Genomic DNA, 301 nt, shown 5'->3' with positions numbered 1-301 from the left:
CCCGTTGCGGGATCCCACGGGTTCCGGGCGGGAACACCGATGGCGGGCTCGGTGTAACCCGTCATCCCGAACTCCGGCGTGCTCGTCTTGCCGAGGCTGACCGAGCCGAGCCGATCGAGAGCCTCGGCGAGCGGATCGGAGGCCTCGGGGACGAAGTTCTCGAAGGCCCGGGATCCGTAGCGCGTCGGGACGCCGGCGCGGGCCACGAGATCCTTGTCGGCCATCGGCACGCCCCACAGCGCGGGGGCGTCATCGGGCACCGAACCGAGACCCGCGGCCTGCGCAAGCGCGCGCTCTCGCG

Annotated in this window: 1 protein-coding gene; it reads right to left on the bottom strand. The window is 72.8% G+C overall.

What is annotated here, in order from left to right; translation table 11 throughout:
- Positions 1 to 260: amidase family protein (locus tag SB660_RS19755; RefSeq protein WP_410583963.1), on the bottom strand; the 260-nt coding region annotated here is incomplete at its 3' end.
- Between the last annotated feature and the right edge of the window lie 41 nt (positions 261 to 301).

This window comes from Bacillus sp. SIMBA_005, from assembly GCF_046535585.1.
Classification (GTDB): Bacteria; Bacillota; Bacilli; order Bacillales; family Bacillaceae; genus Bacillus; species Bacillus pumilus.
Note: the sequence above shows the minus strand (reverse complement) of the source record. Positions and strands in the feature narration are given on the sequence as shown.